30 protein-coding genes and 1 pseudogene are annotated in these 24,229 nt (G+C 71.1%); 16 read left to right on the top strand and 15 right to left on the bottom strand.

All coding sequences use genetic code 11. The features are described from left to right. Positions 1-39: 39 nt before the first annotated feature. Both AC156L_RS29885 and AC156L_RS29880 read right to left on the bottom strand, forming a co-directional pair. The gene (locus AC156L_RS29885; RefSeq protein ID WP_330877422.1) at positions 40-354 is read right to left on the bottom strand and encodes an HPF/RaiA family ribosome-associated protein; all 315 of its coding nucleotides are present in this window, start codon (positions 352-354) and stop codon (positions 40-42) included. A gap of 133 nt (positions 355-487) precedes the next feature. Beyond that, on the bottom strand, positions 488-1,366 hold the full coding sequence (locus tag AC156L_RS29880) for a universal stress protein (RefSeq protein ID WP_330877421.1): 879 nt from the start codon (positions 1,364-1,366) through the stop codon (positions 488-490). Between the two features lie 425 nt (positions 1,367-1,791). Here AC156L_RS29880 and AC156L_RS29875 point away from each other — a divergent pair, with 425 nt between their 5' ends. Further along, a complete protein-coding gene (locus tag AC156L_RS29875) occupies positions 1,792-2,952 on the top strand; it encodes a hypothetical protein (protein ID WP_330877420.1) in 1,161 nt (386 codons plus the stop codon). 138 nt (positions 2,953-3,090) lie between these two features. On the opposite strand, the gene AC156L_RS29870 is transcribed toward AC156L_RS29875, so the two are convergent. The 6 genes from AC156L_RS29870 to AC156L_RS29845 form a co-directional block, all read right to left on the bottom strand. Continuing rightward, the gene (locus tag AC156L_RS29870) at positions 3,091-3,459 is read right to left on the bottom strand and encodes a CBS domain-containing protein (RefSeq protein WP_330877419.1); all 369 of its coding nucleotides are present in this window, start codon (positions 3,457-3,459) and stop codon (positions 3,091-3,093) included. A 245-nt stretch (positions 3,460-3,704) separates the two neighbouring features. Next, positions 3,705-4,553 carry a sulfite exporter TauE/SafE family protein gene (locus tag AC156L_RS29865; RefSeq protein WP_330877418.1) on the bottom strand — a complete coding sequence of 283 codons (849 nt, stop codon included), beginning with the start codon at positions 4,551-4,553 and terminating at the stop codon, positions 3,705-3,707. A gap of 378 nt (positions 4,554-4,931) precedes the next feature. After that, the gene (locus AC156L_RS29860; RefSeq protein ID WP_330877417.1) at positions 4,932-5,639 is read right to left on the bottom strand and encodes a CBS domain-containing protein; all 708 of its coding nucleotides are present in this window, start codon (positions 5,637-5,639) and stop codon (positions 4,932-4,934) included. Between the two features lie 31 nt (positions 5,640-5,670). Then, positions 5,671-6,120, bottom strand: a complete 450-nt coding sequence (locus tag AC156L_RS29855) for an OsmC family protein (RefSeq protein WP_330877415.1) — start codon at positions 6,118-6,120, stop codon at positions 5,671-5,673. 93 nt (positions 6,121-6,213) lie between these two features. Then, complete coding sequence (locus AC156L_RS29850; protein WP_330877413.1) at positions 6,214-6,813, bottom strand: CBS domain-containing protein; 600 nt, start codon at positions 6,811-6,813, stop codon at positions 6,214-6,216. 77 nt (positions 6,814-6,890) lie between these two features. Continuing rightward, positions 6,891-7,499, bottom strand: coding sequence for an Rv1733c family protein (locus AC156L_RS29845; RefSeq protein ID WP_330877412.1), 609 nt, complete (start codon positions 7,497-7,499; stop codon positions 6,891-6,893). 196 nt (positions 7,500-7,695) lie between these two features. Between AC156L_RS29845 and AC156L_RS29840 the strand changes: the two genes are divergently transcribed. The 8 genes from AC156L_RS29840 to AC156L_RS29805 all read left to right on the top strand — a co-directional run bounded on the left by AC156L_RS29840 (position 7,696) and on the right by AC156L_RS29805 (position 14,121). Further along, positions 7,696-8,070 (top strand): hypothetical protein, encoded by a 375-nt coding sequence (locus AC156L_RS29840; protein ID WP_330877411.1) that lies wholly within the window; start codon positions 7,696-7,698, stop codon positions 8,068-8,070. Between the two features lie 94 nt (positions 8,071-8,164). Then, positions 8,165-9,157, top strand: coding sequence for an Acg family FMN-binding oxidoreductase (locus tag AC156L_RS29835; protein ID WP_330877410.1), 993 nt, complete (start codon positions 8,165-8,167; stop codon positions 9,155-9,157). A 50-nt stretch (positions 9,158-9,207) separates the two neighbouring features. Then, on the top strand, positions 9,208-10,311 hold the full coding sequence (locus tag AC156L_RS29830) for a 4Fe-4S dicluster domain-containing protein (RefSeq protein ID WP_330877409.1): 1,104 nt from the start codon (positions 9,208-9,210) through the stop codon (positions 10,309-10,311). Beyond that, complete coding sequence (locus AC156L_RS29825) at positions 10,308-10,778, top strand: Crp/Fnr family transcriptional regulator (protein ID WP_330877408.1); 471 nt, start codon at positions 10,308-10,310, stop codon at positions 10,776-10,778. Before AC156L_RS29830 ends, AC156L_RS29825 begins: the two co-directional genes overlap by 4 nt. Continuing rightward, entirely contained in the window at positions 10,768-11,592 is an 825-nt protein-coding gene (locus AC156L_RS29820) for an FAD/NAD(P)-binding protein (RefSeq protein ID WP_330877407.1), read from the top strand. The genes AC156L_RS29825 and AC156L_RS29820 overlap by 11 nt, the downstream gene beginning before the upstream one ends. Next, entirely contained in the window at positions 11,592-12,338 is a 747-nt protein-coding gene (locus AC156L_RS29815; RefSeq protein WP_330877406.1) for an NADH-quinone oxidoreductase subunit B family protein, read from the top strand. The genes AC156L_RS29820 and AC156L_RS29815 overlap by 1 nt, the downstream gene beginning before the upstream one ends. Further along, a complete protein-coding gene (locus AC156L_RS29810) occupies positions 12,335-13,624 on the top strand; it encodes a Ni/Fe hydrogenase subunit alpha (protein WP_330877405.1) in 1,290 nt (429 codons plus the stop codon). The genes AC156L_RS29815 and AC156L_RS29810 overlap by 4 nt, the downstream gene beginning before the upstream one ends. Then, positions 13,621-14,121: a hydrogenase maturation protease gene (locus AC156L_RS29805; RefSeq protein WP_330877404.1), complete on the top strand. Its 501-nt coding sequence runs from the start codon at positions 13,621-13,623 to the stop codon at positions 14,119-14,121. The genes AC156L_RS29810 and AC156L_RS29805 overlap by 4 nt, the downstream gene beginning before the upstream one ends. Here AC156L_RS29805 and AC156L_RS29800 read toward each other — a convergent pair. Beyond that, entirely contained in the window at positions 14,060-14,935 is an 876-nt protein-coding gene (locus AC156L_RS29800; protein WP_330877403.1) for a universal stress protein, read from the bottom strand. The two genes, AC156L_RS29805 and AC156L_RS29800, sit on opposite strands and share 62 nt — an antisense overlap. A gap of 595 nt (positions 14,936-15,530) precedes the next feature. Between AC156L_RS29800 and AC156L_RS29795 the strand changes: the two genes are divergently transcribed. From AC156L_RS29795 to AC156L_RS29785, 3 genes are all read left to right on the top strand, one after another. Then, the gene (locus AC156L_RS29795) at positions 15,531-15,806 is read left to right on the top strand and encodes a DUF4342 domain-containing protein (RefSeq protein ID WP_330877402.1); all 276 of its coding nucleotides are present in this window, start codon (positions 15,531-15,533) and stop codon (positions 15,804-15,806) included. Beyond that, positions 15,803-16,468: a LiaF transmembrane domain-containing protein gene (locus AC156L_RS29790; protein ID WP_330877401.1), complete on the top strand. Its 666-nt coding sequence runs from the start codon at positions 15,803-15,805 to the stop codon at positions 16,466-16,468. The genes AC156L_RS29795 and AC156L_RS29790 overlap by 4 nt, the downstream gene beginning before the upstream one ends. A gap of 454 nt (positions 16,469-16,922) precedes the next feature. Then, the gene (locus tag AC156L_RS29785) at positions 16,923-17,276 is read left to right on the top strand and encodes a hypothetical protein (RefSeq protein WP_330877400.1); all 354 of its coding nucleotides are present in this window, start codon (positions 16,923-16,925) and stop codon (positions 17,274-17,276) included. A 26-nt stretch (positions 17,277-17,302) separates the two neighbouring features. Here the strand turns inward: AC156L_RS29785 and AC156L_RS29780 are convergent, their stop codons facing one another. Further along, positions 17,303-17,596 carry a hypothetical protein gene (locus AC156L_RS29780; RefSeq protein ID WP_330877399.1) on the bottom strand — a complete coding sequence of 98 codons (294 nt, stop codon included), beginning with the start codon at positions 17,594-17,596 and terminating at the stop codon, positions 17,303-17,305. A 149-nt stretch (positions 17,597-17,745) separates the two neighbouring features. On the opposite strand from AC156L_RS29780, the gene AC156L_RS29775 reads away from it, so the two are divergent. Both AC156L_RS29775 and AC156L_RS29770 read left to right on the top strand, forming a co-directional pair. Next, a complete protein-coding gene (locus tag AC156L_RS29775; RefSeq protein ID WP_330877398.1) occupies positions 17,746-18,342 on the top strand; it encodes a hypothetical protein in 597 nt (198 codons plus the stop codon). A 774-nt stretch (positions 18,343-19,116) separates the two neighbouring features. Continuing rightward, positions 19,117-19,536, top strand: coding sequence for a transposase (locus AC156L_RS29770; protein ID WP_330877397.1), 420 nt, complete (start codon positions 19,117-19,119; stop codon positions 19,534-19,536). On the opposite strand, the gene AC156L_RS29765 is transcribed toward AC156L_RS29770, so the two are convergent. The 4 genes and pseudogenes from AC156L_RS29765 to AC156L_RS29750 all read right to left on the bottom strand — a co-directional run. Further along, complete coding sequence (locus AC156L_RS29765) at positions 19,470-19,835, bottom strand: hypothetical protein (protein ID WP_484407472.1); 366 nt, start codon at positions 19,833-19,835, stop codon at positions 19,470-19,472. The two genes, AC156L_RS29770 and AC156L_RS29765, sit on opposite strands and share 67 nt — an antisense overlap. A gap of 72 nt (positions 19,836-19,907) precedes the next feature. Next, positions 19,908-20,378 carry a copper chaperone PCu(A)C domain-containing protein gene (locus AC156L_RS29760; protein ID WP_330877395.1) on the bottom strand — a complete coding sequence of 157 codons (471 nt, stop codon included), beginning with the start codon at positions 20,376-20,378 and terminating at the stop codon, positions 19,908-19,910. A gap of 422 nt (positions 20,379-20,800) precedes the next feature. Next, on the bottom strand, positions 20,801-21,589 hold the full coding sequence (locus tag AC156L_RS29755) for a copper chaperone PCu(A)C (RefSeq protein ID WP_484407471.1): 789 nt from the start codon (positions 21,587-21,589) through the stop codon (positions 20,801-20,803). A 141-nt stretch (positions 21,590-21,730) separates the two neighbouring features. After that, a pseudogene (locus AC156L_RS29750) lies at positions 21,731-22,111 on the bottom strand (MFS transporter); the annotation flags it as partial. Positions 22,112-22,366: 255 nt separating this feature from the next. Here AC156L_RS29750 and AC156L_RS29745 point away from each other — a divergent pair. Both AC156L_RS29745 and AC156L_RS29740 read left to right on the top strand, forming a co-directional pair. Beyond that, positions 22,367-22,651 (top strand): iron-sulfur cluster biosynthesis protein, encoded by a 285-nt coding sequence (locus AC156L_RS29745; protein WP_330877393.1) that lies wholly within the window; start codon positions 22,367-22,369, stop codon positions 22,649-22,651. Positions 22,652-23,314: 663 nt separating this feature from the next. Continuing rightward, a complete protein-coding gene (locus tag AC156L_RS29740; RefSeq protein WP_484407470.1) occupies positions 23,315-23,791 on the top strand; it encodes a MarR family winged helix-turn-helix transcriptional regulator in 477 nt (158 codons plus the stop codon). A 4-nt stretch (positions 23,792-23,795) separates the two neighbouring features. Here the strand turns inward: AC156L_RS29740 and AC156L_RS29735 are convergent. After that, a partial coding sequence (locus AC156L_RS29735; RefSeq protein WP_484407468.1) for a hypothetical protein occupies positions 23,796-24,229 on the bottom strand: 434 nt, incomplete at its 5' end.

Below are 24,229 nucleotides of genomic sequence, written 5' to 3'. Positions count from 1 at the left end.
GCGCCTCCCCGATGTGCGGTGGAAGTCCGTTGTGGATGGTCAGTTGTGCAGCTTGAGCAACAGGTCCCGCAGCCGGTCGTGGAGCTGGTCGACCACCTCGGTGTACGTGCCCGCTGTCGCCTCGGCGTTCACCCCGGCACCGTTCACGGTCAGCCGGGCGTGCGCGACGACGAGCGGCCGGGTCCTGCGGTCGGCCGTCGTCGTCAGCCGCACGGCCGCGAGGTCCACCGGCGCGGGCGCGTACTTCGCCAGCGCCCCGACCTTCGCCGCCGCGTAGTCGCGCGCGTCGTCGGGCACCTTCGCCGTCAGCGAGACCTGGATGTTGTCGATGGTGGTCTGTCCTGCGTGGCGCATGTCTTCTCCTCGTCGGCTGTGCACTTCCACGCTCGTCCACAGCGGTGGGCGGGGTGAGAGTCCAACCGGCCGACGTCGACGGGACTTCGGACCCTGACGCGGGTTCCCCGCCGTGCAGCGGGTTCCGCGATCGTCACCGGGGGCGGACGACCGCCAGCGGACACGGGGAGTGGTGGGCCAGCGCCTGGCTGGTCGAGCCGAGGAGCATCCCGGCCAGCGCGCCGTGACCGCGGCTGCCGACCACGAGCAGCCGTGCCTTCCGTGCCTGGTGCAGCAGCGAGCGCACCGGCGGGTCCTCCGTCACGACGCGTTCGACGCGCACGTCGGGGAACTTCTCCCGCCACCTCGCCAGGCTCTGGTCGAGCACCCGCAGTTCGGCCTCCTCCACCCGCGACCACTCGGCCCGCGGCCAGGTCCGACCGTGGAGGGCGGGTTCCAGGTAGTCCGTCCACGCGATCACCGCCACCAGCGGAGCTCCCTGGGCCGCCGCCGCTTCGAACGCGAAGCCGGCCGCCGCCTCACCGGCGACCGACCCGTCAACGCCGACCACGATCGGACCATCCTCCGTGGACTCTCCCCTGACCACGACGACCGGGCACTCGGCGCACGTGGACGTCCCGAGCGCCGTCGACCCCGCCAGCAGCCGGGCGAAACCGCCGAGTCCCCGCGATCCGAGCACGATCATCCCGGCACCCTCGGATTCGCGGGCCAGGACCGGAACCGCCGCACCGAGGACCAGCTCCGTCTCCACGGTGACGTCCGGCGCCGCGTCGCCCGCCGCCGCGCGGGCTTCCGCGAGCCACCGCCGTCCCTGCGCCTCGATGGCGCCGGGGATCCGCGAGCCGACCGCGAGGACGGTCGGCGCCACCTTGGCGGGCATCAGGTAGGCGTGCACCAGCCGCAGCACGCTGCCGCCCTGCCGCGCGCACTCCAGAGCTCCCCACCGCACCGCCCCCATCGACGACGCCGATCCGTCGACGCCGACCACCACCGAGTTCCCCGTACGAGTCACCGCAGCTCACCTCCACGACCACAGGTGCCACGCCCTCGACGCTAGGAGGCCGAGGGGGGCGGCGACGCGGCCCTTGGTCCCGAGTGCACAGGTCCGCTGGTCACGGCTCGGCCTTCCGCGGCACCGCGCAAGCGGGAAACGCGCGGCGCGCAGTGCGAATCCGTGCCCGTGGGCCTGCTCGACGACCGCGGGACAGTGGAGGGAATTGCCATCGCGAGCCACTCGTCCGAAGACGGGCGCCACCACAATGGTGGTTCCGCGCGCCGGCGAGACCGCACCCTCGCGCCTCCCCGGCAAACGATCGTCCATTCGACTGCTTCTCCGCGCGGATTCAGCACCGATCGACCGGCGAGTGGTGTTCAATGGTCAACCACCCCTTCATCAGCCCGCTCGACGCAATGCCTACCCGATCCGGTTGGAGGCGAATGAATTCGGATGAACCCGATGTCGACACCTCGGGCGCGGGAACCACGTCCGCCGAGGGCGGGGACTGGCGACTCGCACTGGGTTCCCTGCTGGTCGCCGCGAGCCCGCTGGCCGATCCGCTCGGGCTGATCCGGTCGCTCGTGGAGTGCGCCCGCGTCCACAGCGGTGCGACGGCAGCGGCGCTCACCGTGCCGTTCCACGACGGCAACTGGGTCCGGGTCGTCGTCGCGGCGGGTGGGTCCGCCGAATGGGAGAACCGCGTCCTGCCGCTCGAGGGCTCGGCCACCGCGCTGGCGGTCGAGGCGGGGCGAGCCGTGCTGGTCGACGAGACGACGCTGCACGAGCGCACCGGGCAGTCCGCGAGGTCGACGACGACGGGCCCGTCCGTCGTCGCACCCGCGTACAGCGGCGGCCAGTTCCGGGGAGCGCTCCTGCTGAGCAGGCTGCCGGGGCAGGCGAACTCCGCCGAGTCGGACCGCGGGATGGCGACCGCGTTCGCCGAGTACCTGGCGTGGGCACTGCTCGTGCCGGAAGGAGGAGCAGTCGGCCACCTCGCACCGGCGGACGACGGCACGGACGCGGCGGCGCGCGTCTACGGGCACGTCGCGGGCAGCCTGTTCGCCATCACGTCGCGGTTGTGCTCGCTCAGGTCGCAGGCGCCGGAAGCGCTGTCGAAGTCGATCGACGCCGCCGTCCTGGAGGCCGACCGGATCGCGACCAGCGCGCGCGTCGTCGCGAGCGAGCACCGGAGAAGCGGTCGCGATCGATCGCTCGACGCGGTCCTGTCGGCCTTCAGCGCCTCCGTCGCCGAACACGGGCTCGTCGGCAGCGTCGAGTTCGACGGCAGCAGGTCGACGCCCCGCTCGACCGTCGACGCGGTGAAGCGGTGGATCCCCGGAGCCGTGTCGATCGCGGCCAGGTTCGGGGTCACCCGAGCCGTCTCGCTGGACCTGGCCGTGCGGCACGCGGCAGGTGCGAAGGTCATCGCAACCGTGCGCTACCGGGGATGGCTACCCGAAGCGGAATTACCGCCCAAGGCGGACATCACGCCGAATTCGTGGTCGGATGCCAATTCGGACAACGACGCCGATAGCGCGGACGACCGCGATATCGCGCTGCGGCTCATGACGCCGCACGACAGGTCGAGCGAACAGGACTGAGATAGACGTCGCAACTCTCGGTCGGGACTCCACTGGAGTGCGGATCGGGAGACCAGTCCAGCCCACCACAATTGGAACCTGCTCACCGGGAATTCGGTACGGCGGATCCCAGCCGCTCGAAACGCAACTCTCCCGCGGTCAGCCGAGTCGAATGCGGGCGACGCCGGTCGTCGCGGTCCCGTTCAGCACCAGACCCTTGACCCCGCCGACCAGGCGCATGAGCGCCATGAGGGCCCAGCGCTGCGCGTTGTCGGCGAAGTGACCGGAGATCGTCACCAACCCGTCCACGGCGCGCACCTGCCAGTTCGCGGTGGCGTAGCGGTCACGGAGCAGGTCCTCGATCCGCCACTCCAGCGCGTGGTCCTCGGACGTGAACGCGCGCACCAGGTCCGCGTAACCCAGGACGCCGACCACCGACCCGGACGCGTCGACCACCGGCACCTGGCCGGCCAACTCAACGGACCGAGCAGGCACCACCGGGCTGATCATCACATCGACGGCTCCCATGCGACCAGGATTTCCCCTGTCGTGAGCCGGCGGCAGTGAGGTTGGTCCCCATCACAGATGACCTTGGTCCCTGTTCCGGTCGGTGCGCGGACGTCACACCGGACCCGAGCCGTGCCGACCCTGGGATTCGTCGGGTCGGCGAATCGTCGGGTCAGCGCGCCCGTGCCGCACGAGGACCAGGACGAACTGCCGGAAGACCTGCGCGGCCCCCAGTCGACCACGTCGGCCTGAGGCCCCGCCACCGGCTAGCGGCGATGTCCGCGCACGTCGGACCGCGACCGCCGGTGTGCCCACCAGCCTGTCGCCGCCAATGCCCCGAGCGGGATGGCCACGAGCCAGAGGGCCGGTTCGGTGGCCATCGCGTGCCACGCGGTCGAAGGCACCTGCTGGGCGAGGAGGAAGCCGCCCATGACGACCAAGAACCAGCCGAATCCCTTGCGCAGCAGCTCTTCGGGGATCCGCCCGGCCAGTGCACCGCCGAGCAGGCTGCCCACCACGGCCGCGACCGTGACGGCGAGCGCCGAGGTCCAGTCGATCTCCACGGTGGCCAGGTAGCCAGCAAGACCCGCGAACGACTTCATCGCGATCACCACCAGCGATGTGCCGACCGCCGCCGCCATCGGCAGGCCACCGAGCAGGGCCAGTGCGGGGACGACGAGGAAGCCGCCGCCCGCACCGACCAACCCGGTGACCAGTCCGACCACGACGCCTTCGACCAGGACCCGGCCGATCGGCAGTTCACCGTGGACGGCGGGCGTGCTCCCGGCCTTCCGCCCGCGGATCATCGCGACGGCGGTGACGATCATCATCACGCCGAAGCCGACCAGCAGCCAGGCACCGGGGATGAAGGCCGCGAGCCGACCTCCTCCGTACGCTCCGGTCATACCGGCGGCTCCGAACAGCAGGCCGGTGCGCCGGCGCACCCGACCGGCCCTGGCGTGCGACACCGCGCCGACGGCGCTGGTGACGCCCGCGACGAACAGCGACATGGCGATCGCCTGCTTGGCGTCCACCCCGGCCAGGAACACCAGGATCGGCACGGTCAGGATCGCCCCTCCCCCGCCGAGCACGCCCAGCGCGAGGCCGACCAGCACCGCGGCGACGCGTGAGGACGACGGCCGCCGAGTGGTTGGACGCCCGAAGGTGCCGCGAGCCCGCCACGACCTGAGCACTGGCCGTCCTGCGGGTCACGACGGCCCGCAGGTCCTGTGGGCGTTCGCGGACAAGGGCGTTCGGCCTCGGCTACCGCACGGTGTCCGAACACGCCTGGGTCAACGGCGGACCACCCTGCCAGTGGATTTCGCGAAGCACCCACATCGGACCTTTCGAGTCCACGTTCCGAGGTTGGGCGCGCGACCCCTGTGGACTTGGCGAGCGCTGGGCGTTCGAGCCGCACCGGCTGCCGTTGGAGGGTCCCGAGCACACGACCACGAGCGAGCTGGAACACCGGCTCGAGGTCCGCTGGGAGACCATCACCGGTCCCCGGCTGTCGGTCGCCCTGTGAGTCGCGCGGTGCCGGGATCGTCGTCCTCGAACCCGTGCACCAGTTCGCTGCGCACGCCGACAACTCCGGGCAGCTCGCGGGTCAGCGCGATCGCGATGTCGACCTCGCTGCGCCGGTCGAGTTCGCCGGACAACGTCACCACGCCTTCCTCGACCACCACGCCGACCATGTCCGGGTCGACCCAGAGCACCCCGCGGAACACGAACCGCCGGATGTCCTCGCGCAGTTCACCGTCGTCGCGCAGGTACGAGCGCAGCAGGTCCCGCCTGGCGAGCACGCCGACCAGCTCACCCGCGCGGTCGACGACGAACAGCCGCCGCACGTTCGCCTCCGCCAGCACCCCGGCCGCCTCGCTGACCGGCGCGCCGGGATCGATCATGATCACCGGCTTCGACATCACGTCACCTGCCGTCGTGCCGAAAGCCTTGCGCCACCTGGCCCTGCGAGCGCGACCGGCGAACAGACCGGGACCGGACCGGCTACCCCCTCCGTACTCCTGCTTGGCCAGCAGGTCGGCCTCGGAGACGACACCGATCGGCGTTCCGTCGTCGTCGACGACCGGGACCGCGCTGATTCCGTTGTCCGCCAGCAGTTCCGCGACCTCCTTGAAGGTCGTGCCCGGCCGTGCCGTCACGACCGCCCTGGTCATCACCGACCCCACCACGGGTTCGCGCACGTCACCCACCCCGCCTTCCTGCCAGGTCCGGTCAGCTGATGTCGATGTGGATCTCAGGCCGCTGCCGCAGCGTGTTGTGCACCGTGCAGTGCGAGACGACGGCGTGCAGGCCCTGCCGCAGGTTCGCCGGTGTGCCGTCGGGCACGCGCACGTCGAGCCGCACCCGCTCCACCCGCGCGGGCCGATCGGCCGCCATGCGGTAGTCCGCGGAGACCCGGAGACCTTCGCGGTGCACGTGGTGGCGGTCGAGGTAGCGGCCCGCGTAGTACGCCGTGCAGGCGGCCATCGAGGCGACGAACAGCTCGACGGGTGACGGACCGCGGTCCACCCCGCCGTTGTCCAGGGGCTGGTCGGTGGCCACGTGGTGGCCGCGCATCCGGACCGCGTACTCCTCGCCGCCGACGAAGTCGACGTGGATCCGCGCATCACGGGAGTCCTCCGAGCCCGTCACCGCGGTCCCGGTCGATCGGCCGACCGACATGTCCCACTCCCTCCGCTCCCAGCGAGCCCGAGCAGACCCGCGGTGTTCGACGGCCCCGGGGTGCCACGGCCGCACGGTTGTCTCCCCCCGCCGTCAGCGAGCCGCCGACGTGGTGGGGTCCTCGGTATCGAGGGGGTCGCGCAGCACCAGCCCGGTGATGCCCGGCACCGTGTGGGCCAGCGCCGTGACCACTCGGCGTTCCGCCTCGTCCTCGAACGGTCCGCTGATCGTGGTGTCACCGTCGACGACGCGGACCCGCCAGCGCGCCGCTCGGCTGTGGTCGCGCAGCAGCCGGTCGATCCGCGAGGCCAGCACGTCGTCGTCGGGCACCAGCGTGCGCAGCAGGTCCGTGCGGCTCACCACACCGACCAGCACACCGGCCTCGTCCACGACGGGCAGGCAGTGCAGTCCGTGGCGGAGCACGGCGTCCGCCAGTTCCACCACGGTCGCGGTCACGTCGGCCGTGATCGCGGGCGCGTGCACCACCTGCGCCACGACAGTCCGGGAACTCGCCCCGGTGACGCTCGCTCGCAGGAGATCCGACCCGGTCACGACCCCGACCACGTGCCCGTCCTCGTCGACCACCGGCAAGGCCGCGAACCCGTGGTCGACCAGCAGCGCGTTGGCGGCGCGGACGGTGGTGCTCGGACTGACCGAGACCACCGGGCGCCTCATCACCTCGGTGGCTTCCATGGAACAAGGCTTCCGCTCACCGCTGTCCGCGGACAGTGCGGTTGGTCCCGTGCATCCCATGACGTTCGGCACTGCGGTCAGCGGATCCGGCGAGTCCACTCCGGACCGACCTCGGCCCACTCGTCGGCCCACCGGCGGAGGGAGGCCCTCCTGTTGGCCCAGCACACCAGCGAGTACAGCGCGGCCAACGCGCCGACGAGCGCCGTCCACGACACCAGCGCGACCACGACGGCACCCAAGCCCGCGCCCACGGACGTCATCGGCGGTTTGGTCACCGCCCCCTCGTCGTCCACCCAGATCCGCACCGAGGCTCCCGCCTTGGCCCCGTCGTTCGCCGCCACCTCGCCCGTTCGCGTCGACCCGTCGGGCAGCTCCCACGACGCGGGGACGTCCGAGACCCGCACACCACCGGCCTGGTCGACCGTGCGGGTGAACGGCGGGGCGTCGACGAGGAGGACGGCGAGGGCCTGGTGCCGGGTGCTCAGCTGGTGCCTCGAGTCGATCGACCGGGACTCGTGCAGCTCCGAGCCCACGGTCGCCGCGACGGGCACGCCGAGCAGCGAGACCGCGACGGCGAACACCAGCACCACGCCTTCGAACCGATCACCCCTGCGGGCCAACGGGTTGCGGCGGTCGAACACGCTGCGCACCAGTCGCGCGACCGGTGATGCGGGCTGGCTGTTCATGGTCGTCCTCCTCGGGCTGGTACCAGGCTGCTCCGGACCGCGGTCGCCACACAGGGCCGTTGGTCCGCGGCGCGGAGAGCCGATGGGCACCCGACGAGGCGTGCAGGTCACTCCGGAACGGGGTCCCCGTGCGGTGTTCGCCCGCGGCTACGAGGCGGACCGTAGGGCCAGGTCCCGAACCCCCTTGGAGGAGAAGATGTCCACGCAACAGCTCACCGCCGCGGTAGCCGACCGGTACGCGGACCTGCGCGACCGCGGGCTCGCCGTCGCGCTGACCGAGGAAGACCTCGCCGAGCTGAGCTGGCTGGACCCGCTGGAACGCACGACCTGCCGACTGCACAAGCGCTGGCTGCACCAGTGCGTGCACTCCCCCGCGCACGTCATCGTGGTGACCGGGCACCGGTGGTGCCGCGACTGCGAGTGCTCGGCGACCGTCGGCGTCGACGAGCTGACCGGTGACGTCGTCGTGCGCTGCACCCGGTGCCGCAGGTCGCCGAACAGCCGCGCCACCCGCCAACTCGTCCGCGCCTGCCGCGCGAGCCTGGCCGCCGCTCAGGACGGCAGACCCTGACCACACGGGTACTCCGACCCTGAACCCGGCCATCGATCGGTGCCACGGTCTACAGGGTGACCACGGCGGAGTGCCACGCCAGGAGGTGATCCGGATGGACCGCGGTACGCCGGACGAGACGACGGTCCGCGCGGCGGTGACGATGGCCTGCCGTGCGCCGTCGGTGCACAACTCACAGCCGTGGCGGTGGCGGTTCGGCCCGGAGGGCCTGCACCTCTTCGCGGATCCCTCCCGTCACCTGCCCGCTGTCGACCCGACCGGCGCGGACCTGCTGCTCAGCTGCGGAGCCGCGCTGCACCACGCGCGGATCGCGTTCGCGGCCACGGGTTGGCGGGCCACCGTGCACCGACTGCCCGACCCCGACCGCCCCGACCACCTCGCGGTGGTCGAGCTGTCGCGGCACGACCCGAACGAGGTCGAGGTGGCCATGGCGAAGGCGATCACGTTCCGGCGAACCGACCGCCGCCGCTTCTCCTCGTGGCGGATACCTCCCGCGCTGCTCGCGCAGCTGGCCGACCGCGCGAGGGCCGAAGGCGTCATCGCCGGCGACGTGGCGGACGACAAGGCGCGGTACGAACTGGTCATGGCCATCATCCGCGCCGCCGAGGCCCAGAACGCGGACCCCGAGTACGCACTGGAGCTGCGGACGTGGAGCGACGTCGGCGCCCGGTCCGTCGAGGGCGTTCCCGCGGCCAACATCCCAGCGGGCGACGTCTGGTACGGCGACGTCCGGACCCGGACGTTCCCCTCGGGAGAGCTTCGCCAGCCCGGCGGGGCGGAAGTCGACGACGAGGGCTCGCTCGTGGTGCTCGGCACCACCTCTGACGACCGGATGTCCTGCCTGCGCGCGGGTGAGGCCACCAGTGCCGTGCTGCTGGAGGCCACCGCCGCCGGACTGGCCACCTGCCCCTTGACCCAACCGCTCGAGGTCGCGGAGACCAGGGAACTGCTGCGCACCGAGGTGCTGGGCGGAGCGACGTACCCGCAGATGGTGCTGCGGATCGGCTGGGGGCTGATGAACGCGGCCCCGCTCCCGCCGACTCCCCGTCGTCCCCTCGACGACGTGCTGGATCCCCCCACCGGCTGACCGTGGGCCTGCGCCCTTCGGACCGAGCACGAACTGGATGGACGCGAACCATGGTGATCCCGAACAGCACCAACGGGTTGGGCGACGCGGTACTCGACCTCGACGGCCTCGACGCGCTGATCGGCGCGCTCCGCGCCGACGGCCACCTGGTGATCGGCCCGGTCCTGCGCGACAACGCCATCACGTTGGCGGAGGTGGAGTCCGTGGTCGACCTGCCCGCCGGGTGGGGTGTCGACGCGGGACCGGGTCGCTACCGGGTGCGCAGGCGTTCGGACGACGCGGTGTTCGGGCACTCCGCCGGGCCGCAGTCGTGGAAGTCGTTCCTGCACCCGTCCCGCCGCACGCTGGTGTCCAGCGACAGCGGCGGTTTCCACGTGCCGGACGAGCCTGCCGCGAAGTACGCGTTCCTCGGCGCGCGCGCCTGTGACATCGCCGCCATCGCCAAGCTCACGCAGGTGTTGCGCTCCACAGGACGCACACCGTTCGTCGTGGCGGCGCAGTGCACCGAGCCGGGCGAGGTGTGCTTCTGCGCGTCGATGCGCACCGGCCCCGCGGTGGAGTCCGGCTACGACGTGGCGCTGACCGAGCGGATCGACGACGAGGGCCACCGGTTCCTCGCCTCGGCGGGAACACCGGCGGGCGCGGCGCTGCTGGCACGGCTGCCCGGCCGCGCCGCGCAGGAGCGCGACGTCGTGCTGGCGGAGTCGGACGTGGCGGCGGCCGCGGACCGGATGGGCCGGGTGATGCCGGAGGTCGACTTGCGTGCGCTGCTCGCGGCGAGCCGCGACTCCGCGCACTGGGAGTCGGTGGCCCAGCGCTGCCTCACCTGCGGCAACTGCACGATGGTCTGCCCGACCTGCTTCTGCGCGACCACCGAGGACGTCACGGACCTCAGCGGCGGGCACGCCGAGCGCGCACAGCGGTGGGCGTCCTGCTTCGAGATCGACTTCTCCGGTCTGCACGGCGGCGCGGTGCGCACCAGCGGTGCGTCCCGCTACCGGCAGTGGATGACCCACAAGCTGGGCACCTGGCACGACCAGTTCGGCACCTCCGGCTGCGTCGGGTGCGGCAGGTGCATCGCCTGGTGCCCGGTGGGCATCGACATCACCGCGGAAGCCGCGGCGCTCACCGATCTGCTGGGAGGGCGACCATGACGTCCGCGCCGATGACCGAACTCGACGGCCTGCCGCTGCTGGCGGGTCTGTCGCACGACCAGCGCGCCGCGCTGGCGGGGATCGCCCGCCACGAGGACTACGAACCCGGTGCGCGGCTGTTCGAGGAAGGTCGGCTCGCGGACCGGTGCTGGGTGGTGACCGCGGGCTGCGCGGTGGTGGACACCGACATCCCCGGCCGGGGCCGCACGGTGGTCCAGAGCGTGGGCCCCGGCGAACTGCTCGGCTGGTCCTGGCTGGTACCGCCGTACCGATGGCACTTCGGTGCGAGCATCGCCGCGCCGACCAGCGCGGTCGTGGTGGACGCGCTGGACCTCAGGAGGCTCGCGGACGCCGATCCCGTGCTCGGCTACCGGATGTCCCGGATACTGGTCGAGGCCCTGCTCAACCGGTTGCAGGCGACCAGGATCCGCCTGCTCGACCTCTACCGGCACCCCGATGGCGACTGATCCGTGGCTGCCGGTGGCGCACCGGGTGCGGCGCCGCCGGGTGGAGACGAAGGACTCGGCGACCCTCGTGCTGGCCCCGGTCGCGGACCGGTTGCCCGTGTTCCGGCCCGGCCAGTTCGCGATGCTCTACGCGCACGGGATCGGCGAGGTCCCCATCTCGATCAGCGACATCCCCGCCGGTGGCGTGCTGGTCCACACGATCCGCGCGGTCGGTGCGGTGAGTCGGGCGCTGCACTCCGCCGAGCCGGGCGCGGTGCTCGGTGTCCGCGGCCCGTTCGGCACGGCGTGGGACGTCGACCGGGCCGAGGGCGGCGACCTGCTCCTGGTCGCGGGCGGCATCGGCCTGGCACCGCTGCGCCCGGCGCTGCGGCACGCTCTGGAGCACCGGTCGAGCTACCGCCGCGTCACCCTCGTCGTCGGCGCCCGGACACCCTCGGACCTGCTGTACGACGACGAGCTGCGGCACTGGGACTCGCTGGCCGACGTGGACGTCGTCGTGACCGTCGACCACGCCGCCGACGGGTGGACCGGGCGCGTCGGCGTCGTGACCGAACCGCTCGCGTCGATCCCGCTGGACGCGACGCGCACCACGGCGATGCTGTGCGGTCCGGAACCGATGATGCGCTACTGCGCGCGGACGCTGCTCGGCCGCGGAGTTCCCGACGAGGGCGTCCAGGTCTCCCTGGAGCGGAACATGCAGTGCGGCACCGGCGTGTGCGGGCACTGCCAGCTGGGCCCCCTGCTGCTGTGCCGCGACGGACCGGTCGTCGACCTCCCCGTGGCGACCCCGCTCATGCTGGTGAAGGAGCTGTGATGGAACTCCCCTCCCTGGCCGTCTGGAAGTTCACCTCGTGCGACGGGTGCCAGTTGACCCTGCTCGACTGCGAGGACGAACTGCTCGAACTGGCCGGACGCGTTCGGATCTCGCACTTCCTCGAGGTTTCCGGCGTCGTCGAACCCGGACCGCACGACGTGTCCATCGTCGAGGGGTCCGTGACGACCGAGGACGAGGTCGAGCGGATCAGGTCGATCCGGGCGCAGTCCCGCGTGCTGGTCGTCGTGGGCGCGTGCGCCACCTCGGGCGGGATCCAGGCGCTGCGGAACTTCGGCGACGTCGCCGAGTTCCGGTCGGTCGTCTACGCCGATCCCTCCCTCATCGAGTCGCTGGCGACGTCGACCCCCATCTCGGCGCACGTCGAGGTGGACTACGAACTGCGCGGGTGCCCCATCGACCGGCGCCAGCTCCTCGAAGTGCTCTCGGCGTTCCTGGTGGGCCGTGAGCCGGACCTGCCCGACACCAGCGTGTGCACCGAGTGCAAGCGCCGAGGTCTCACCTGCGTGGCCGTGGCGGACGGCACGCCGTGCCTGGGGCCGGTCACCCACGCGGGCTGCGGCGCGCTGTGCCCGGCCGTGAACCGGGGCTGCTACGGGTGTTTCGGACCGATGACGGGCGCGAACGTGCCCGCGCTGATCCCACTGCTGCGGCGGTGCGGCATGGACGACGGGGAGGTGGACCGGGTGTTCCGGACGTTCAACGCCGCCGCCCCGGAGTGGGCGTGACGCACCAGTCCCGCACGCTGCACGTGGCCGGGCTCGCGAGGGTCGAGGGTGAGGGCGCGCTGCACGTGCGGACCAAGGGCGCACGGGTCGAGGAGGTGCGGCTGAACATCTACGAGCCGCCGCGGTTCTTCGAAGCGCTCCTGCGCGGCCGGGACTACCGGGAACCGCCGGACATCACCGCGCGCATCTGCGGCATCTGCCCCGTCGCCTACCAGATGAGCGCCTGTCGGGCGGTCGAGGACGCGTGCGGCGTGGAGGTCGACGGGCAACTCCGGGCGCTGCGCAGGCTGTTGTACTGCGGCGAGTGGATCTCCAGCCACGCCCTGCACATCTACCTGCTGCACGCGCCGGACTTCCTCGGCTTCCCCGACGGCATCGCGATGGCCCGCGCGCAGCGGTCACTGGTGGAGCGGGGGCTGGCGTTGAAGAAGGCGGGCAACTCGGTGATGTCGGCGATCGGCGGTCGCGCGATCCACCCGGTGAACGTCCGGCTCGGTGGCTTCTACCGGGTGCCCACCGCGGCGGAACTGCGACCGTTGGCCGAACAGCTGCGCCAAGCGCTGGACGACGCCGTCGCGACGGTCGGCTGGGTGTCCGGTTTCGACTTCCCCGACCTGGACGTGCCGCACCGGCTGATGGCGCTGCGCGACACCAGCGGGTACCCGTTGGACCGCGGCATACCGCACGTCACGACCGGGCGGTCGTTCCCACCCGCGGAGTTCTCGTCGCACGTCGTCGAGCACCAGGTGCCGCACTCGACGGCGCTGCACGCCCGGCTCGACGGACAGCTCTTCCTCGTGGGCCCGCTCGCACGCTACAGCCTCAACTCCGACCGGCTCTCCCCGGTCGCCGCACAGGTCGCGACCGCCGCGGGTCTGGGCGCGCAGTGCCTCAACCCGTTCCGCAGCATCGTGGTGCGCGCGGTCGAGGTCGTCTACGCCGTGGAAGAGGCGCTGCGGATCATCGCCGACTACGAGCGCCCGAAGCCGTTCATCGAGGTGGACCACCGAGCCGGGGTCGGGCACGGCACCACCGAGGCACCGCGCGGTCTGCTCTACCACCGCTACGAACTCGATGCAGGCGGTGCGGTCCTCAGCGCCGACATCGTCCCCCCGACCTCGCAGAACCAGGCCGCGATCGAGGACGACCTCACGCACCTCGTGACGGGGGCGCTGGGCCTCGACGACCACGCCCTGACCCACCTGTGCGAGCAGGCGATCCGCAACTACGACCCCTGCATCTCCTGCTCGGCCCACTTCCTCGACCTCACGGTGGAACGCGGGTGAGCGCCGTGGTCATCGGCATCGGCAACGAGTTCCGCCGCGACGACGGCGTCGGACCCGCCATCGTCGCGGAGGTCGCGCGCCGCGGCGTGCGGGTCGAGATCTCCGACGGCGACCCCGTCCGGCTCATGGACGCCTGGGAGGACGCCGACCTGGCGGTGGTCGTGGACGCGGTCCGGTGCGTCCCGTCGCGGCCGGGTCGGCTGCACCGCGCGAACGTGCCCACCTCGACGTCCGCCACCAGCTCGCACGGGTTCGGTGTCCCCGAGGCCGTGGAGCTGGCCCGTGCCCTCGACAGGATGCCCGCCAGGCTGGTCGTGCTCGCCATCGAGGTCGACGACGTGGCCTTCGGTGTGGGACTGAGCCCGCTCGTCGCGGGCGCGCTCGGCCCCGCGGTCGACGCCGTGCTGGCCGAACTGGCCGCCGTGGGCGAATCCCCTACGCAGGACGGACGACAGCCACCGGGCAGTGGGAGTGGTGGACGAGCGCCTGGCTCGTAGAGCCGAGCAGCATCCCGGTGAAGCCACCGCGTCCGCGGGAGCCGACGACGAGCAGCTGCGCGGTCTCCGCGAGGCGCAGCAGGGCGTGCACCGGGCGGTCGCGCAGGACGAGTCGCTCCACGCGCACGTCCGGGTACTTCTCCTGCCACCCGGCCAACCGCTGCGCCAGCAGCCGCTCCTCTTCCTCCTCGACCTGCGACCAGTCGATGGTGATCCGCGCCTCGGTGAACGCGCTGTCCACCCGGACGTCGGTCCACGACAGGACGGCCGTGAGCGGGGCCTCCCGTGTCGACGCGGCCTCGAACGCGAAGGCGATCGCCGCCTCGCTGGCCGGTGTGCCGTCCACCCCCACCACGACCGGGCCGCCCTCGGTGGCCGCTCCCCTGACCACCACGACGGGGCACTTGCCGTGCGCGGCCAGCGCGACCGCGGTGGACCCGAGCAGCATCCCGGTGAAGGCACCGAGCCCTCGGGAACCGAGCACGACCATCCGGGCGCGCTTCGACTCCCGGATCAGCGTCGGCACGACCCCGTCGAGCACCGAGTCGGTTTCGACGTCGACGTCCGGCGCGGTGGACCGGGCAGCCGCGACACCGGCCTCCAGCCAACCCCGCGCCAAGGCCGCCATCGACTCGCGCACCCCGTACGAGGTCAGGACGATCTCCGGGTAGCCGCCGACCGGCAGCACGTAGCCGTGCACCAGTCGCAGCGGAACCCGGTGCCTGGCGCACTCCGCCGCCGCCCACCGCACCGCGTCGAGCGCGGATTCCGAACCGTCGACGCCGACCACGATCGGAGCCACAACTGCGGTCATGGCAAGCCTTCCTCTTCGCCGTCCGAGTACCTGGCACCGACGTTACGAATCGGGCGTGCCGCGCGCACTGGCCGTAGGTCCCCCAGACGCAGGGTCTTTCGCGGAACCGGTCCGATGCCCTCGAACCGGTGGGCGACCGCTCTGGTCAACCGGTTCGCGCTCCCGCTGTTCCTGTTCCACAGCAACGGGACGGCACTGGCCCGCACCGTCCTCTACGTCGTCCTCGCCGGACGGATGGTCGACGACCGCGAACCGGACCTCATCTGGTGGTGGGAGCGGCCACTCGCGGTACTCGGTCACCTGCCGTGCACGCTGCCCGTCATCGCCCTGTTCTCGCTGCGGCGGGGAGCGAAGCGCCACCCGTGGCCCCCATCCGGTCACCCGTGCACCAACCGGTCCCTCCCGCGGGTTCGTCCAACGCGATCGTGCCGCGGACAGCGCCGGAACCGGCGCCTTCTGCGTGCTGTTCGCGGCACCGTCCCGTGACGAACCCGAGGTGATCGACGGGAGAGGACCATTTCCGGGTTCCACGAGGACTTCGGGCTCTGCCCCCGCTCACCGCCGCGGCGGACCGTGGTGGTGGGAGGAGAACGACATGACCGTGCGACAGGAAACCGGAGACACGCGGGTTCGGGGCCAGGCGCTGGTGGAGAAGGTCAAGCAGCTCATCCACGAGGGCAACGTCCGCCGCGTCGTCATCAAGAACGACAAGGGCGACACCGTGATGGAGATCCCGGTGACCGCGGGCGTGGTCGCCGCGATCGCCGCCCCCGTGGCCGTCGCCGTCGGGGCCATCGGGGCTCTCGCCAACGAGTGGACCATCCAGGTCGAGCACCACGAGACGCCCCCCGTCGAAGGAGGTGAGAAGTGAAACCCGTCCGGACCTGGGTGGGACTGGCGCTGCTGGCCCTCGGCGTCTTCGGCATCCTCGACGCCACCGACGTCCTGGACCCCGGTGACGTCCTGGGCCGGTGGTGGCCGGTCGCCGTCATCGGCCTCGGCATGACGGCGATGATCGCCCAGCGGAGCGTGTCGGCGGGCCCGGTCGTCCTCACCGTGCTGGGCGTCGTGCTGCTCGCGCAAACGTTGGGCTGGGCATCGGGCAACGTCGTGTGGCCCACGATCCTGGTGCTCGTCGGACTCGCCGTGCTGGCAGGACTGCGCAGGCACCGCACGACCGACCACGACAGCGTCCCGACGCCCGTGGTGATGTTCAGCGGCACGACGACGCGCGAGCGGTCCAAGCACTTCGAGCGCACCACCGTCTCGGCCATCTTCGGCGGCGCGACGCTCGACCTGCGTGAGGCCCACATCGACACCAGGGCCACCGTCGACGCCTTCGCGCTGTTCGGCGGCGTCCAGGTGCTGGTGCCCAAGGGGTGGCGCGTGTCGCTGGGCGGCTTGCCGTTCATGGGCGGATTCGACGACAAGACCTCCGGCGCCGAGGACCTGCCGCCGGACGCGCCGCAGCTCACCGTGAACGCCACGGCGATCCTCGGCGGGGTCGAGGTCGCGCACGAACCGAAGGCGTGAACAGCGGACAGGACCGGAGCGGGCCTGCCGCTCCGGTCCTCGCCGGTGCACGCTCGTGCACCGCACCGCCACGGGAAGGCGACGACATGGCGCTGAGCACCGACCAGCTCGCGGCCCTGCGGGACCTGATGCGGGCCGGGATCCTGTCCGCCGAGCGGGAGGAGGCCGTGCGGGCAGCGCTCGACGACAGCGGCAAGGTCAAGGGCGGCACCGCGCAGGTTCTCGTGGAACTGCTCGGCTACGTCGGTGGCGGTCTGCCGCTGGGCGGTGCCGCGCCGATGCTCGGCACGTCCCGGGAGGACCTGTCCCGCGTCGGTCGCGTCGCGCTGGCGGGCACCGCCACCGTCGTGCTCGTGGCGGGCGGTGGCGGGCGCCTGCGCGGTGGCGGTGGACCGGTGACCTGTTCACCGACACCGCGCCTGCCACCGGTGTCGCCCTGTCCGTCCTGGGCGCGGTGTGGTTCGCCGTCGCGCTGCTTGGTGTCCTGCGGCCCGTTCCGCTCGGTTTCGGCATCGGAGTGGCGATCGCGCTGTTCGGCGCGCAGCAACTGCTCGGCGGCTCGGACACGGTGGCCTGGGCGTACGCACTCAGCGCCGCCGTCGCACCCGTGTCCTTCGCCGCGTACCCGCGGTCCCGAACCACCGTCCTGCTGGTCGCCGGAGTGGTGGCAACGACCTCGGTGGTGCCCGAGGCGGTGTGGGACTGGACCGACGGCGCGGTGAGCGGCGGCGGTCTGCTCCTCGCCGCGGGCGCGGCCCCGTTGGCGGCCAGCGGACTGGGTGTCCGGCTGCGCGCCCGCACGCGCTGAGCCCACCACCCGCGAGCGCGGCGCCGTCACGGCGCGGACATGGCCTGGAGCACGAGGGTGCCGGACCCGGTCAGCACCGCGGGAGCGGCGACACCCGGCGGCGCCTGCCAGGCCGGGCGCACGAGGTCGTTGTCCACGAGGTCGCCGGTGGCCGTGAAGTCGCACCAGAGGCCGTCGACGCTGAGGTTGGGACGGCGCCCGCAGAGCAGTTGACCGCGGCCGTCCGCGATGGCCTTCAACATGGCTCGGTGCCTCGGCGTGTACCTGCTGGTGATCATCGCGACCAACCCCTTCCCCGGATTGCGTGCTTCGAGCGACATCCCACTCTCTCCAAGTGACATGGATCACAGTAGAGACGGACGTTGCTGATGAGCCGGGATCAACCAGCGCACCCCGCGGGTCCTTCGCAGTCGAGAGGAAAGGACCTTGGTCCCTGCACTCCGGTTCCCAGGTCGCCCACCCTGGGACCATGACAACCGCCAACCAGCCGCTCGACCGCCTCAGCTGGTTCCGATGGGTGACCGCCGGAGAGTTCGTCGGGTTCGTCCTGCCCGCGGTCGCGGGAGCGGTGGCCCCTTGGCCCGCGGTGCTGGTGCTCGCGGGTGTCGTCGAGGGCGCGGTGCTCGGCTGGGCGCAGGCGCGGGTGCTGCCCCGTGTCCTGCCGGGGTTGCCCGGTCTCCAGTGGATCGCCACCACGGCCGCGGCCGCGGGTTTCGCGTGGACGGTCGCGATGATGGCGACGGCCAACGGCGAACGACTGGCTTCGTTGCCCGCTGTCGTGCTCCTGCCCGTCGCCGCGGTGTTGGGGATGGCGGTGCTGCTGTCCATCGGCACCGCGCAGTGGCTGGTGCTGCGCTACCACGTGCAGAACGCACACCGGTGGGTCTGGGCGACCGGCGTCGCGTGGGGCATGGCGTTGCTGGTGTTCCTGGTTGTCACGATCCCGCTGTGGCAGCCGGGACTCGCGCTCCGCGTGCTCATCGGTGTCCTCGGCGGACTGCTGATGGCTGCGACGATGGCCTTGATCACCGGCACGGCACTGGCCCGCTTGGTCGAGGAGCGCTAGAGGGCTTCGCCGAGTTCGATGAGCAGGCGGCCGTAGCGACCGGAAACGTGCACGTCACCGAAACCCAGTCCCCCACATGGCTTTCGGACACGGCATCCACCACTGTTTCGGAGGCCGCCGGCCAGGATGGAACTACCAGCGCACCGGTGGCTGAGGTCTGGCCGAAGTGCTTCTGCTCGTGACCTGACGTGATGGCGGTATCCAGTTCGACGGCGATCCCGCGCAGGTCGGCGCGCTGCCAGCGGCGGACCACATCGCGGCCACCGTGCAATGGATCACTGCCTGACCCCGACGCCCACATGGTCCACGTTCCCGTGCACGCTTCGCGGTTGAACCACGTGGAGATCTCCGTCTCCGCCGTGCGGCGCAGAGCACTCATCTCCGACGAACCGATCACGCGTTCAGCACGTGGATCGGACGCGACAAGCCCTCAGCTTGTTGTTCAAGGACCCAGGCGGTGAGACGCACCCCTGTGTGGTCATGAGCGCAGCCCTTGGTTGATCACCTTATCGCGGCAGAAGGACGATCGATCCAAGGGCTCCGTGATCAGCGTGCACGATGTCGACCGGGAACAGGCACTCGGGGAGCTGGGTCGGTTCCGTCAGGACTTCCACCGCTGTCTGACCACGCGGGCGGACGGGTTGTTCGAGCTGACCGACGCGGTGCTCTGCGCTGACGGCCCGGTCCGAGCATTGGTCGGGTTGTCGCCGGCGCCGGAGCACCGGCGAGGCCACGGTGGCCTCTACGACGCGGTCAACAACGGCCGGATCGACTATGACGACCACCAAATATCCTTGTCGCACAACGGTTGCCAAAGCAGCGGATGGACGGATCGTGGTGGCGGTGGATGTGTCGCCCTGGCTGCGGCTCGACGCCAACACCTCCCCACGGCGGTCGTTCTGCCACACCTACGGACGCGGCAAGGGCGAGCCCCACATGATCCCCGGCTGGCCGTATTCCGTCGTGGCGGCCCTGGAAACCGGCCGGACCTCCTGGACCGCGGTGCTCGACGCGATCCGGTTGCCACCCGTCGTCGATCTCGTCGCGGTGACCACCGCCCAGCTCCGCGACGTCGTGCACCGACTGATCACCGCAGGACCTCCGATCACCGGTCGGACCGCGGCCGGTCAACCGCTCGGCGGGGACGACCCCGCGACCACGCTCTCGACGGCGAGGAAGTCCTCATCCGCGTAGGCATCGAGCAGCGCGGACTCGACCGGCCCGTAGTCATCGGCGTAGTCGTCGTCGGTCAGATCGGCATCCACCGGGGCTGTGATGTCGACCTGATCTCCTACGTGGTCGCCGTCGGCGAAGTACTGGCTCTCGGCCGGCGTCGTGATCGTTGGTGCCGCGGTCGTGGTCATCGCACCTCCGTCGGCGATCGGACTGTCGTCGTCGGCCCCGCAGCCGGTCGTGGCTGCGGCCAGCGTGAGCGCCGCGCTCACCGCGAGCAACTTCTCGGTACGTCGAATCACGACTCCCACTCCTGTCATCGTTATCGTTCCCTCACGTCCTCAGCCGGATCTCCGCTGACCGGCGCAGGAACCCCTTGGCTGCTGGAGGTCTCAGCTCCAACTGTTCCTGGAGCAGCGGGCGGGTGGCGCGTCACCGTTCCCCGCGGCTTTGACCACCGTCTCCACCGCGGTCTCACCCGCGTCTTCCAAGCTGAACGTCAGCGAGATCGTCGTGCCGGCCAGAACTTCCTCGGAGAAGTCCACGATGCGCAGGTGGCAGGTCGGATCCGCGCTGCCGGCCGTGTCGAGCGGAACCGGGATGCGCTGCACGGTTCCGCCGTAGTCCTCGTCCGAACGAAGCTCCACATCGTCCGCAGTGCTCGTGCGCACGCCCAGCAGCACGTCGGCGGCATCGGTTTCGCGAAACATCGCGAAACGCACCACGGGGTCGTCACCGCGCTGGCAGGAACCGTCGCCAGGTGCCTCGGCGAACACGTCGCGCAGCAGAGCACCACCGATCTCCGCGTCAGTGCCCAACTGCCGCGGCGCGACGTTGCACGATGCCACCATCGCGGCGTTCACCGCACCGGCGACTCCGAGGGTGCCAAATCCGTTCATGCCCATCGGCTACCGGCCCGCGAGCCCTGTAGCGCGTCGCGAACCGCCGTCAGGCAAACGCGAGGTCTCCACAGATCGGAACTGTGTGGTGGACCCTCCGCTGCCGTAGACCGCGACGGTGGTCCGCACCGCTCCCAGGCGCGCCAGCGGCAACCCGCACAGCCCCGCGATGAGGTCCTACAACGCGGTGTCCACCGCGGACATCGCACACGGCACCAAGCCGACCCGGCCCAGGTCGCGCACCCGCGTGCATCCGTTCCCAGCAGTGCGGAACGTCCAGAGCGGGCATTCCGACCGCACCCCCTGAACAGATCGGATTCGAACCCCGGACGACGACCCGCATTCCTCGTCGAGCACCCACCGGGCGGCGTGGGCGTTGGGCCGGGTCAGCGGCTGGCCGGTGCGAGTCGGACCTCGCGCACGGTGAACGGTGTTCCCTGTTGGCAGGTGGTCGCCTGGCCGGGACGTGCCTCGCCCTGCACGACGACCTCCGTTCCCGGCCGCAGCACCTGCGCATCACCGTCGAGGAGGAGGAATTGCCCGGAATCGGTCGTCAACACCAGACATCCGGGTTCCACCCCGGCTTCCACCCGGCCCCGCAGAACGGATTGGCCGTCGCTCGGCGACGTGGTGGGTGTCGATGTCGCAGGGGTTCCACAAGCAGGCGGGAGCACATCACCATCACCATTCGCCTCGACCATGGCCTCGATGGTGGTGTCCTCCGCCTTCTCGAAGTCGAACGTCAACGCGACGGTCGTGCCCGCGAGCACCTCGCGGGTGAAACCGATGATCCGAAGGTGGTAGTCGGATCCGATGTCGCCGGAGCCACCGGCTGTTTCGTTCGGGGGTACGGGGATCGCGTCCACCGGCGGACTCGTGCCGTCGCAGTCCTGGTCGGCTCGCAGCTCGACGTGTTCGGCACTGTCGCTGCGCACCCCGATCAGGGCGTCGGACGTGTCCGCGTCGGTGAGCAGGGTCAAGCGGACGTCCGCGTCGTCACCAGGGTGCCAGGAGTGGCCGGGTGGCGCCTGGACCACCACGTTCCTCAGCAGCACTTGGCCCACCTGCCCGTTGGAGCCCATCGTGCCGCTCTCCAGATGCTGCTGAGGTTCCCCGCAGGAGGCGAGGGAGAGCACCAGGGCACTCGACACGGCGACAACGCGGAAGGTGTTCACACCGGTCGGCTACCCCGGGGCAGACGCGCACGAACGCCTGCCGGCCGTCGTCAGCCAATCGCAAGGAAGCTCGCCCTGACGGAATCAGCGGACACCGTGCAGGAGCTGGCGGATGCGCGGCGCGGCCAGGAAGAGCAGGACGCCGAAGGCGACGGCCGCACCGCCCACGATCGCGACGCCGAGGAAACCCGGTAGCAGCGCCAAGGCGATGTGGCCGAACATGATGAGGACAGCGCTGCCGAACAGCACCCTCTCGGATCCCAAGAGCCGGTCCGCCACCCGCGCGCCGACGATCGTCGACAGGTAGACCAGTCCACCGTAGGCGCCGACGATGCTGGTCGCGGTGGATTCCGCCAACCCCAACCCGCCTTCGGCCGCGGAGTGGTACAGGTAGATGGTGAGAATGCCCTGCATCCCGTAGAACGAGAACCGTTCCCACATCTCGACGCCGAAGAGGTTGGCCAAGGTGCGGGGGTGCCCGAAGAACCCCTTCTCGCCGGTGGCCGGTGCGGTGCTGGCCACCAGGTAGCCCTCCCTCCGCCACGTGCGGTTGGCCGTGTGCCGATGCGCTTCTCGCGGCCATCCGAGCATCCGCCGACCGCAGCCGACTCGCGACTCGGGCACCTGACGGTTTCCTTGCGGTACGCGGACCCGAGCTTCCTTCGGCCCGTCGGGCGGATAGCCTCGAACGCGAAGTGATCCACGTCGGTCCATCCAGTGTGGACTGTCGGGGCATCCTGCCGCGAACCGCAGGATCCGAAACGGGGAGGAGAGCCGGTGCTCGCCATCGATGACACCGCGAAAGCTGCCATCACCACGCTGACCAATGCCATGGACGTGTCGGAGCGCGGGGGGTTGCGCATCGCCGCGCGAAGCGGCGATGGAAGGTACGACCTGTCGATCGCACCACAACCAGGCGACGGTGAACTCGTGGTCACCTCCGAGCCGGGTGCCGCGGTGTTCCTCGACCCCGTCGCTGCCCGACTTCTGGCCGACAAGGTCCTGAACGTGCGCGCCGACGAAGCCGGACACTTCCACTTCGGCGTATACCCACAGGACTGAGCGGCGGGGAACGCGTTCCTCCGTGAAGTAGGGATCAGACACCACCCCGCGTACCGATCACAGCCGGGCAGTCCCGCCACACGGCCCGACACGGACATGACGACGTGTCGGATGGTCACCCCGGCATCCTTGTCTGGTTGGCGCTGACCGCAACAAGGCAACTGTGCTCGTCTCCGGGGCTGGTCGATCCGTGTTCGCTCGCCCTGGCGACCATGACGGGGCCAATCACGTCCTCGTAGGACGCAGCTGGCCGCTGGCGGTGCGCGGAGGAGGTCTCGCGGCGTCGAAAGCGAAGCGGGACAACGACTCCACCCATCCCGGCCAGGTGATCACCTCGGCTCCGACGATGTCGGCCGAGGTGGCCTCCCTGTGTGGTGACGCTGTGTCCGCCGACCTCGCCCCTTGCCGCTGTGCTCGTCGATGACGCTGATCGGCACCGTGGTCCGCGCAGCAGCCGAGCACTTCGCGAAGAACCTGGTCGACACCGATCGTCACCTCGGACGTCGGTCGTCTCGATGCGGAACCGCTCGTTTGCCGTGGCCGCCGTCGACAGCAGCCACGGCCATTTCGTCAGCGCCTCACGAAGTCCGCTCCGGCCTGTGACGGGCGCTTCGCCTGTACTGGTAGGTCGCTGCCGCGCTGGATCCGGCCGTGATCATCACGGTGAATCCCACAGCGATCGCGGCGTCCTCCCCCTTGTTGTACCCGAGCACGAACGGGGCGGCCCTGTCCGACCTGAGGGGAATCCGCGCAGCGGTTGAGGACACGATCACCCTGGCCGGGGTCCGGCCGCTGGTGGTGCTGGACAGCCGGGGTCCGATGAAGTTGATCGGACTGGCGGAACTGCTGGCGGTGAACCCGTCGGCGGCCACGCGGATGGTGGCCCGGCTCGTCGCGGTGGACATGGTCGACCGGCAGCCGAACCCGACGACACGGCGCGAGGTCGTCATCGGGTTGACGCCGGTCGGCAGGCAGGTCGTGCGCGGTATCACCGAACGGCGGCGGGCGGAGATCGCGGACATCGTCGCCCGGATGCCGGAATCCACGCGGTGCGGGCTGGTCGAGGCTCTGATCGCGTGCGCCGAGGCCGGGGGCGAGCCACCCGCCGACGTCCCGCCGGGCGATACGGCCTGGTTCTGACCGCTCAACCGCCGGGCGCGCTGCCGCGCACCTCCAGGAGGTGGTCGTCAGGCAGCAGGTGCGCGGCCTCGGGTTCCTCGCACCAGAGACGTGTTCCATTGCGCAGCACGGCCAGCACACGTGGGCAGAACTGGAGCGGATCGCGGCCGATCTCGGTGAGGTGGACGGGGCGAAGTGCCAGCACCAGGTCGCCGGCTAGCGCGGCGGCGTCGATGAACGGCCTCAACAGACCGGGCCAGAAGACCGACTGCCTCGTCGTTCCGTCACCCACTCCACCGGACACGACCACGCGGGTGGCGCCGAGCAGAGTTGCCACGGAGGTCACCACCGATCTGCGCACCACGAGGATGATCGCGGCACTGGTCAACCGCCTCACGGCCGAGGTGACCAGCATGCCCTCCGCGTCGCTGTTCACCGCGACCACGACGCACAACGCCA

Source organism: Umezawaea sp. (genome assembly GCF_057122925.1).
This window is presented reverse-complemented; position numbering and strand designations above follow the sequence as displayed.